This is a genomic window from Streptomyces sp. (assembly GCF_031178505.1).
Classification (GTDB): Bacteria; Actinomycetota; Actinomycetes; order Streptomycetales; family Streptomycetaceae; genus Streptomyces; species Streptomyces gulbargensis.
Map to the genome: position 1 here is coordinate 1 of NZ_JAPSIW010000198.1, position 9,774 is coordinate 9,774.

The 9,774-nt window shown below is 72.5% G+C and carries 6 protein-coding genes; all 6 read right to left on the minus strand.

The features are described from left to right. Positions 1-267: 267 nt before the first annotated feature. Positions 268-1,461 (minus strand): cytochrome P450, encoded by a 1,194-nt coding sequence (locus RIF68_RS15665; RefSeq protein WP_309051859.1) that lies wholly within the window; start codon positions 1,459-1,461, stop codon positions 268-270. Further along, complete coding sequence (locus RIF68_RS15670) at positions 1,458-4,511, minus strand: AMP-binding protein (RefSeq protein ID WP_309051860.1); 3,054 nt, start codon at positions 4,509-4,511, stop codon at positions 1,458-1,460. The genes RIF68_RS15665 and RIF68_RS15670 overlap by 4 nt, the downstream gene beginning before the upstream one ends. Further along, a complete protein-coding gene (locus RIF68_RS15675) occupies positions 4,508-5,680 on the minus strand; it encodes an aminotransferase class V-fold PLP-dependent enzyme (RefSeq protein ID WP_309051861.1) in 1,173 nt (390 codons plus the stop codon). The genes RIF68_RS15670 and RIF68_RS15675 overlap by 4 nt, the downstream gene beginning before the upstream one ends. Positions 5,681-5,978: 298 nt before the next feature. Then, entirely contained in the window at positions 5,979-6,947 is a 969-nt protein-coding gene (locus RIF68_RS15680) for a proline dehydrogenase family protein (RefSeq protein WP_309051862.1), read from the minus strand. Between the two features lie 77 nt (positions 6,948-7,024). Continuing rightward, positions 7,025-8,128, minus strand: coding sequence for a fatty acid desaturase family protein (locus RIF68_RS15685; RefSeq protein WP_309051863.1), 1,104 nt, complete (start codon positions 8,126-8,128; stop codon positions 7,025-7,027). A 77-nt stretch (positions 8,129-8,205) separates the two neighbouring features. Further along, positions 8,206-9,774, minus strand: a 1,569-nt coding sequence (locus RIF68_RS15690) for a prolyl oligopeptidase family serine peptidase (RefSeq protein WP_309051864.1), incomplete at its 5' end; no start/stop codon positions are given.

Here is a 9,774-nt window from a genome sequence, read left to right on the forward strand (position 1 = left end):
CGCGGGACAGCCTCTTGCGCTGGCCACCGCCCTGGCCCACGGGGTTGTTGATGTTCTTGCTGTCGGTCACGGGTTCTCCCGGTGGTGAGGTGAAGCGATCTACGGATGCATGGGTGGGGACGGGCGCGGCGACGTCGAAGGACGCCGACGAGGGGCCCGTCACGCTCTCACTCGTGAATCGGCGTCCGGAAGAACATGACGAAGACGTTACCCGGTTCCGTCGGCTCCGCGCGCCGAGGAGTCCCGGCGCGGCCTGCCGGCGGGTGCTCAGCGGGCCCGCAGGCGGACCGGGAGGCGCTCCAGGCCGTTCACGACGATGGACTCCACCGGGACGGCCGGGCCTGTCTGTTCGACGGTCTTCACCCTGTCGAGGAGTTCCGAGAAGAAGATCCGCATCTCCGCCCGTGCCAGCATCCCGCCGAGGCAGAAATGCTCTCCGGCGCCGAGCGCGAGATGGCGGTTGGGCGTACGCGTGATGTCGAAGCGGTCCGGGTCCGGGAAGACGCGTTCGTCGCGGTTGGCCGAGGGGATCCACAGCACCACACGATCGCCCGCGTCGAGCCACCGGTCCCGCAGGAGCACCGGCTCGGTGACCGTGCGCATGACGTGGGTGGCGCTCGAAGTGAACCGCAGCACCTCCTCGACCGCCGTCGGCAGCAACTCCCTCTCCACGCGCAGACGTTCCCAGTCCCTCGGGTGGCCGAGGAAGACGTGGAGCCCGCTCGACACGGCCAGCCGGACGTTCTCGGTGCCGCCCACGAGCAGGTTGTCGCAGTTGAGCAGCACCTCCTCCTCGGTGAGCAGCTCCCCGTCGACCCGGCCCGTCACCAGGGCGCTCACCAGATCGTCGGCCGGGGTGTCCATGCGCTGGTACATGAGCTCGGTGAAGTACTGCATGATCTGCAGGTGGGCGGCGCCGCGGGCCTCCGGCTCGCCGGCGGCGAACGCCGACTTCGTGAGAGAGAAGAGAAGTTCCTGGTCCCCGTCCGGTACGCCCATCAGCCGGCAGATGACGTACAGGGGCAGTCGCGCCGCCACCTCGGTGACGAAGTCGCACTCCTCCAGCTCGATCGCGTGCGCCAGGACGTTCCGTACGGCTTCCCGCATCGACTCCTCGAGGGCACGGACCGAGCGGGTGGTGAACCAGCCGGCCACCAGGTTGCGCAGCGCCTTGTGCCGGGGCGGGTCGGTGAGCGCCAAGGTCCGGCCGCCGCCCACGTCCGCGCCGTGCGCGGTGGGCCGCAGCAGAATCCCCTGGGCGGAGCTGAAGACCCGGGCGTCGCGGCTGACCGCGCGGACGTCCTCGTACCGGGTGAGGGACCAGAAGCCCGGGTAGCGGGTGGGTTCGTGCCAGTGCATCGGATCGTGCTCGCGCAGCGCGCGCCACACGGCGTGCACCGAGTCGTCCGCGTGGAACCCGGGGTCGGTCAGCCGGGCCGGATCGAGGACGGAGGGCATCATGACCGGTCTCCCGACGGAAGGGTGCGAAGCAGCTCGGCGAGGCCCTTGACGAGACTGTGTGCCACGTCGTGCGACACGGCGTCGGGGCGGTGATTGACCACCAGCCGCAGCCGTCCGTCGGCCAGTGGCCACACCTCGGTCTGGACCTCCAGCGGAACCTCCAGGTAGCGCGGTCGTACGAACTCCGTCGTCAGGCCGTGGAGCGGCAGCTCGGGCACCGGGTTGTCCTGGAGGACGAACAGCGTCTGGAAGAGCGGGGCCCGGCCGGTGCGGGGCGGGTTCACCAGACGCACCACCTCGTCGAAGGCGAGGTCCTGGGCGGCGAAGCTCCGGCCGACGATCCGGGCGGTCGCGGCGACGGCCCCTGGGTCCGCGCCCAGGGCGGCCCCGCGCAGCCGGATGCAGGCCATGTCGATGTGACAGCCGACGGCGCTCTCCAGGGCGCCGTCCTGACGCTGGGAGGCCGGGACCCCGACGGCGAAGTCCTCACCACCGGTCAGGCCGGCGAGCAGCCGGCCGTAGCGGGACAGCAGCAGGGTGAAGCGGGTGACCCCGAACCGGGCGGCCGCCCTGTCGAGGCGTGCCACGGCCTCCCTCTCCAGGGTCACCTCGCACCGGCCCGGCGGGACCTTCTCCCCGGTCGCGGGGAATCCCGGCCAGTTCACCTCCGGTACGCCGGTCAACTCCTCCACCAGCCGGCGTCGTTGGCCGTCGAGATCGGCAAGGGCGCGCCGCCGCGTCCGCAGCAGGTGCGTCATCGCCGCGGTGGGCGCCTCGGGGCGCGCGGGCGCCCGGCCGGTGCGGACACGCTCCCCGTACGCCTCGGCGAGGTGGGTGGCGAGGACGGACTCCGACCCGCCGTCGAAGGCGATGTGGTGCACGACGCAGCCGAGGACATGGCCGCGCGCCGGCGAGGCGCCGTCGAGTGGCACCAGGGCGGTACGCCAGACGTCCCCCTCGGTGATCTCCAGCGGTTCGGCGAGGGTCTCCCGCAGGAGTTCGACGGCGGTCTCCCGGTCCGGAGCGGTGGCGAGCACCTCCAGCACGGGGGCGGGCGCGCCGACCGGGCGGCAGACGGGATCAGGGTCGAGCACATAGGCCGAGCCGAGGACCTCGTGCCCCCGGTGGACGTCCCCGACCGCCGCTTCGAGGGCGTCCAGGTCGAGTTCCCCCTCGACGGTCCACAGCAGCAGACAGTGCGCGGAACGGTCGTCGGGGTCGAGGAGGTGCCGGGTCAGATAGACGCCCTGCATGGGTGTGAGCGGTACGTCCCCGGCCGGTGCCGTCCCGTCGCCGGTACGGTCCGCCCCGGCCGTGTCGCGCAGCCACGCGGCGAGCGCACGGGCGGTCGGATGCTCGTACACGCGCGTCAGCGGTACGGGCCGCCCGAGTTCGGCGGACAGCCGTGCGCACACCCGGCCGGCGCCCAGGGAGGTCCCGCCGAGTTCGGTGAAGGCCAGGTCCGGGGGCACCGCGGCGACGCCGAGCACATCGGCGAACACCCGGGCGACCCGCCGGACGCCGGGATCCTCCTCCGTGCCGGACGGATCCGGGAGGTCCCACGACCCCGCCGGCGCGGCGTGCGCGCGGGCCAGCTCGAGGAGCGCGCGCTCGTCCAGCTTTCCCCTGCCCGTCACCGGGAACGAAGGGACGGCGATCACGGCCTCCGGGCGCTGGTAGTGCACGAGGGCCGTGCGCAGCTCCCCGGCGGCGGTAGCCAGCGCGTCACCGGGAACGCGCGGCACACAGAAGGCGAGCAGAGCCTCGACGCCACCCTCGCCGTCCCGGCGTGCCACCACGCGGCAGTGCCGGACGGCGGGCAGCAGCCGCTCGATCTGCCGCTCCACCTCGGCCGGTTCGACCCGGTGGCCGCGTATCTTCACCTGCCGGTCGACGCGGCCGCGGTAGTGGAGCACCCCCTCACCGTCGAACTCGCCCAGGTCTCCCGTGCGGTAGACCCGTACGGCCCGGCCGTCGACCGTCACCTCGGGGAAGCGCGCCGCGGTGAGTCCGGGGTCACCGAGATAGCGCAGGGCGAGGCCCTCGCCCGAGACGCAGATCTCGCCGTCGAGGAGGTGGACCCGGGTGCCGGGCACGGGCCGGCCGACCGGAATGCCGCCGGGCCGGTCGCAGTCGCCCTCGACGATCCGGTGGGTGGTGGACAGCGCGGTGTTCTCGGCCGGGCCGTAACCGTTGAGCAGCGTGACACCGGGATGCCGGCGCAGGAAGGCGCGCACGTGCGGGACGGAGAGCCGCTCCCCGCCGATCATGAGCTGGGCCAGCCCGGCGAAGGCGTCCGGATCCTCGTCCACGATCATGTTGAACAGGCTGCTGGTCAGCCACACGGTGTTCACGCCGTGCGCGGCCACCCCCTCGCGCAGGGCCTGGGCGGACAGGTAAGGCTCGCCGATGATCAGGGCGGTGCCGCCGCCGAGCAGCGCGCCCCACAGTTCGAACGAGAACATGTCCCAGGGCAGCGCCGCGGCCATCGGCATGACCGTGTCCGGGGCGAACCGGGCGAACGTGCCGGGGCGTACGAGCCGGCTCAGGGCCCGGTGCGGGACCACCACGCCCTTGGGCCGCCCCGTCGTCCCCGAGGTGAAGAAGACACAGGCCGGAGCCGTCTCCGGCACGTCGACCGGTTCGAAGCCGGCGGCCGGGTCCGGCGGACCGGTCGGGGCGTCGGCCACGGACCACACCGGCGTCCCCGTGGGCACCCCGGCACTCCCCGGACCCGCCACGATCAGCCGGGCGTCCAGGTCCTCGACGATCTCCCGGATGCGCTGCTCCGGCCAGCCCTCGTCCAGCACCGCGTAGGCGGAGCCCCGTTTGAGGATCGCCAGGACGGCGACGACCAGGTCCACACCGCGGGGCAGCAGGACCGGCACCAGCTCACCGGGGCCGACGCCCCGCCGGGCGAGCGACCCGGCCCAGGCGTCGGCCCGGCGGTCCAGTTCCCGGTAGCCGACCGAGCGGGCCCCGGACACCAGAGCGGTGGCCCCGGGCCGGGCCTCGGCGTGCCGGCGTACCGCCGCGTGCAAGGAGGTCATGCCCGGCTCCCCGCGCCGACGATCTCGCGCAGGGCGCGACCGAACGTCTCGATCTCCTCCACCGTGTTGTAGTAGTGCACCGAGGCGCGGACGGCCGTCTCCACACCGCGTTCGGCCATGTAGAGCGGGGTGTGGTTGCCGACGATCCTCCAGACGTTGATGCGCCGTCGGCCGAGGCGCCGCCGGATCTCGTCGGCGGGAATGTCCGCGTGCCGGAAGGACACGATGCCCGACTGCACCTCTCCGGGGGCGATGAGTTCGATGCCGGGGGTCCGCTCCACGGTCTCGCGCAGCGCCCGGAACACGTCCTTGTGGTCGAAGGGGGTGCCCGACTCGAAGAGGGTGAGCGCGGCGTCGAAGCCGGCCACCGCGGCGGTGGTGCGTTCGGCGAGCTCCAGGCCGCGGGCGCCGGGGTCCGTGACCCGGTAGCCGGTGGGCGAGTCGACGTGCGCGACGTGCAGATCGTGGAAGTCGGTGACCAGCGCCTCGCGCAGCCGCGGTGCCACATAGGCGAAGCCGGTGCCGCGCGGACCCCGCAGGAACTTCCGGCCGGCGCCGGTCAGCAGCTGGCATCCGATGCGGGAGACGTCGACCGGGACCTGGCCGATCGACTGGCAGGCGTCCACGGCGTAGAAGCAGCGGTAGGGGGCGAGGATGCGGCCGATCTCCTCCACCGGGTTGACGATGCCGCAGCCGGACGGGATGTGGGTGACGGACACCAGGGCCACGTCGTCGGCGATGTGCGCGGCCATCCAGTCCAGGTCGAGATCGCCGCCCGGCAGGGTGGGGACGACCTCGATCCGGCAGCCGGTCCGGTCGCGCAGGGAGAACAGGGAGATGAGGTTGCCCGCGTACTCGTACGGGGTGACCCAGACGCGGTCGGCGGGGCCGAGCCGCAGTTTGGGCACGACCGCGCACCAGGCCCGGGTCGCGCTGTCGAACAGGGCGACGTCCTCGACCGGGGCGCCGATCGCCCGGGCGAGCCGCTGGTAGACCTCGCCCTGCAGCAGGTCGTCCAGCGACTCCTCGGTCTCGTAGCAGCCGATCGCCGCCTCACGCGCGATGCAGGCCTCCATGGCCGCGCGGACGGTGTCGGGCATCAGCCCGGCCCCCGCCGTGTTGAGGTGAACGAGCCTGTCTTCGGTCGGACGTACGCCTTGCTCTGCCACTTCGTGCTCCTTCGTTCTCGAGTCGGGCTGTCCGGCCGTGATCCGCCGGACACGCGCTGCTGCCGGACGCCTGCCGCGGAGGCCGGTCCGGCGATCCCTCGCGGGTGTCCCGCCGATCCTGCCGGGCTCGCGGGGTCCGGTGCGCGCGTCCTCCCGTAGCCCTTCGGGCACGGGAGGCGCCGCCGGCGCAGGGGCTCCTCCGCCTCGCGATCGTCCCCCCGGCCCTGCGGGCCCGGGAGAGACCACCCCGGGCACCGGATGCCGCTCCCCGAGCCGGCCTGTTCGACGAGACACCCTCCTAGTAGCCGGCCCCGACGGCGCGCTCTCCCCGGTCGGCGAGGTCCGCGAGCGCCGTGAGCACCATCGGCGGGTGTTCCGCGAGCCGGTGCAGCAGGTGCAGCCACCAGTTCTCGCCGTAGGTCGCGTAGATGCGGCACGCGAATCCGGCGTCCTGGTACTCGCGCAGCAGGGAGGGCCGTACACCGTGCAACATCTCGATCTCGTCGACCCGCGCCAGAAGGCCGCAGGCCTTCGCCCGGGCCAGTACCTCGGGGTCCTGGGTGGCGAGGCTCAGCCGGACACCCGCGTCGACGAGCTGCTCAGCGAAGCGGAGGTAGCGGCCGTCGAGCGCCGGACCGCGGCCGAGGGCGACATCGGCCGGCTCCTGGAAGGCGCCCTTGACGAGGCGTACGCGGCGGCCCGGCCTGGCGACCGCCGCGATGTCCTGATCGCTGCGGTACAGATGGGCCTGGAGGGTGATGCCGACGTTCTCGTACCGCTCGGCGAGGTCCCGGTACACGCCGAGCACCGCGTCGACGGCCGGTGAGCGCTCCATGCTCAGCACGACCTCGCAGCCCTTGGCGGCCGCCGCCTCCACGATGCGGGCGCTGTTCTCCAGGGCGAGTTCGCGGGACACGGTGAGGCCCACGTTGGACAGGTCGAAGCCGAGCCGGCCCGGTACCGGATCGTGTGCGATCACGGACAGGTACTCCTGGACGACCTGCTCGATCTGCGCCGGGTCGGAGTTCTCCTCCCCGACGAACTCGACGGTGATCCCGTAGGACTTGTCGCGGAGCACCGTGAGGTGCCCGAGGAACTCCTCCCGGTCGGCGGCCAGTACGTACCTGCGCGCAGCGGGCGACAGGATGTCCTGGAGGACGGAGCCGGGCGCCGTGAAGGCGCTGCGGCACCGCTCGTCGGCGGCCAGGGCCCGCAGTCCCCGGGACGCGGCCTCGTGCAGCACGCGCTGCGAGGACTCGGTGTTCATGGCGCTACCTCGGACTTCCTGAGAGGGACACGGGCGGAGTACGGGAGGGGCGGGGGACACGGGCGGAGGCTGTCCCGTCATGCCTGGGGGGCGGCGGTGGAGGAGGAGGCGGCGGCGAGCAGCATCACGCGGGCGAAGGTGGGCTCGGCCGTCCCGGGTTCACCACCGTCCTTGCGCCACTGGCGGTACTTGGCCGCGTAACTGATGACGGTCTCCTTGTCGCGGCGCGAGCGGGGCCGGGTGAAGGCGCCGGCCCACAGTCCGTCCCACGCGGCGTAGACCGGGTCGCGCAGCAGCACGCGGTGGGCGCGCCCGAGGTTCCAGTGCGGAATGCCGGCGTTCATGTGGTGGACGAGGTGATAGCGGTCGTTGTGACGGCTGATCAGGAACTGTTCCAGGAAGCGCCCGTGCCGGTTCCGGGTGAGGAGGACCTGGTGCTTCTCGCTCTCGGGCATCGGATAGTGCTCGGACAGCTCGGCGAGCCAGCCGATGGCCACGTTCGTCGTGAACAACGGGACGAACCAGAACAGCAGCAGCTCCGGCAGCCACCCGAACCAGGCGCACAGCCCGAGGATCACCGCCCACTGGGTGACGAACACGGCACGCTCGGTCCGCAGGGGCACGGGGACGGACACACTGATCCGGGAGCTGTCGCAGAAGACCCGTTCGCGGGCTATGTAGCCGAGGTAGGCGAACGTCCGCAGACCCAGGACGGACAGGACCACTTCCCGCAGGAAGAAGTGCCGGTCGGAGCGCTCGGTGTCGTACAGGCCGCATTCGATGTGGAACGCGTAGTCGGGATCGGTCTCCGCGTCACCCAGGTTGCGGTGGTGGTTGCCCACGTGGGAACTGCGGTAAGGGCCGTACAGGTGCCACACGAGATAGCCCGAGAACACGGACCCGCCGAGCAGGTTGAGCGTCCTGCCACGGGCGAAGGTCTTGTGGCTGGACTCGTGCAGGAAGTGGGCGAGGAAACGCTGCACGGAGCCGATGACGACCAGGGCCACCGGATAGAACCAGTACGAGACACCGGCGCACAGGGCCACGGACGCGGCGATCAGGGCGTACTCGGCGAGCACGGCGAGCGGGCCGTGGTGGTTGTCGAGACGGCAGAGTGCCCGGAGTTCCTTTCTCACTCCGGGTTCGAGCCGGTCGAAGTTGAGTTGCTCGATTGCGGACATGCCCGTCCTTCTGTTGTTTCGCGCTGATGCGTTCTTTCGGGCGGGGGAGAGGGAAAGGCGCGAGGTGGGGCGGCGACTCAGGCCCCGGGGGTGAAGCCCAGAGCGCGCCCGTACAGCTCCAGCTCCGCCCGGAGCGAGGCGACGACGGTGGCCGATCGCCGGAAGCCGTGTCCCTCGCCCTCGAAGGTCAGATAGCGGTGTGCGACGCCCGATCCGTCGAGCAGGGCGAGCAGCCGCTCGGCCTGCGCCGGCGGGCAGACGGTGTCGTCGAGCCCCTGGAGCAGCACGAAGGGAGCCCGGATGCGGGACGCCCCGGCCAGCGGGGACTGCGCCTCGTAGCGGTCCTTCGCGGCGGGCCAGGGACCGATGAGCCCGTCGAGGTAGCGGGATTCGAAGTCGTGCGTGCCCTGGGTGCGCCAGCCGACGGCGTCGAGCACCGGGTAGTAGATGCCCGCCGCCCGGTAGAGCTCCGGTTCGGCCGCGAGCGACGCCGCCGCCGTCCAGCCGCCGGCGCTGCCGCCACGGATGGCGACCCGCTCGGGGGCGGCGAGGCCGTCCGCGATCAGACCGCGGATCGCGGTGGCGCAGTCGCGTACGTCGGTCACGCCCCAGGTCCCGCGCAGCCGCTCGCGGTAGGCCCGGCCGTATCCGGTCGAGCCGCCGTACTGCACGTCGATCACACCGATACCGCGGCTGGTGAAGTAGTTGATCTCCTGATTCCGCGTCAGGTACGAGCGGCCGGTGGGGCCGCCGTGGACGAAGACCAGCCAGGGCGGCAGTTCGCCCTCGGGCCCGCTGAACTCGGGGTTCGTCGGCGGATACACGTGGGCGTGCACCGCCTCGCCCTCCGGGCCCCGGTACGTACGCCGGTGCGGCGTGCTCGCCCAGGCCTCCGTGCCCGCGTCCGCCGGGGCGCGCAGGACCTCGGTCGCGCCGCCGGCCGGATCGGTCAGGACGACGGTGCGACGCCGGTCCGGTCCCGCGGACACCGCGGCGATCCGGCGGCCGTCCGTCGCGGGGAAGAACCATTCGGTGGCCGTGACCGGGCAGTCGGTGAGCTGCCCTTCCGGGCTGAGGACACCGAGCCGGCGCTCGCCGACTCCGTGGAGCACGGCCAGACCGCCGTCGTCGAGCGGCAGGAGCCATCGCAGGCCGATCCGCCACAGGGCGTCGCCGAACTCCTCGGCCCGGCCGCACACTTCGCGGGACCCGCCCTCCGGCAGGATCTCGTGGACGTTCCACCAGCCCTGGGGGTCGGTGACCGCGTAGAGCCGTCCGGAGCCGTCGGCCGCCCATTCGACCTGGGTGATCGACTCCCGGCCGCCGCCCGCGAGCCTGACCGGCTCGGTCAGCGTGCCGTCGGCCGTCACCGACGCGCTCATCAGGTCGGTGGAGTCCCAGGGCATCGCCGGATGGTTCCAGCCCAGCCAGACCACCCGGCTTCCCCCGGGTTCGATCCGGGGCCCCGTCAGGAAGTCATGCCCGGACGCCAACTCCCGTACGGCGGAGGGGTCGTCGTGCGCGCTGCCGTCGAGCGGGAGTGCCACCAGGTGCCGTACCGCCCGTAACGCGGCCTCGTCGGACACGGCCTCGCGCAGACACCAGACCTCGTCCCCGCGCACGGCGAAGTCGGCGTACCGCAGTTC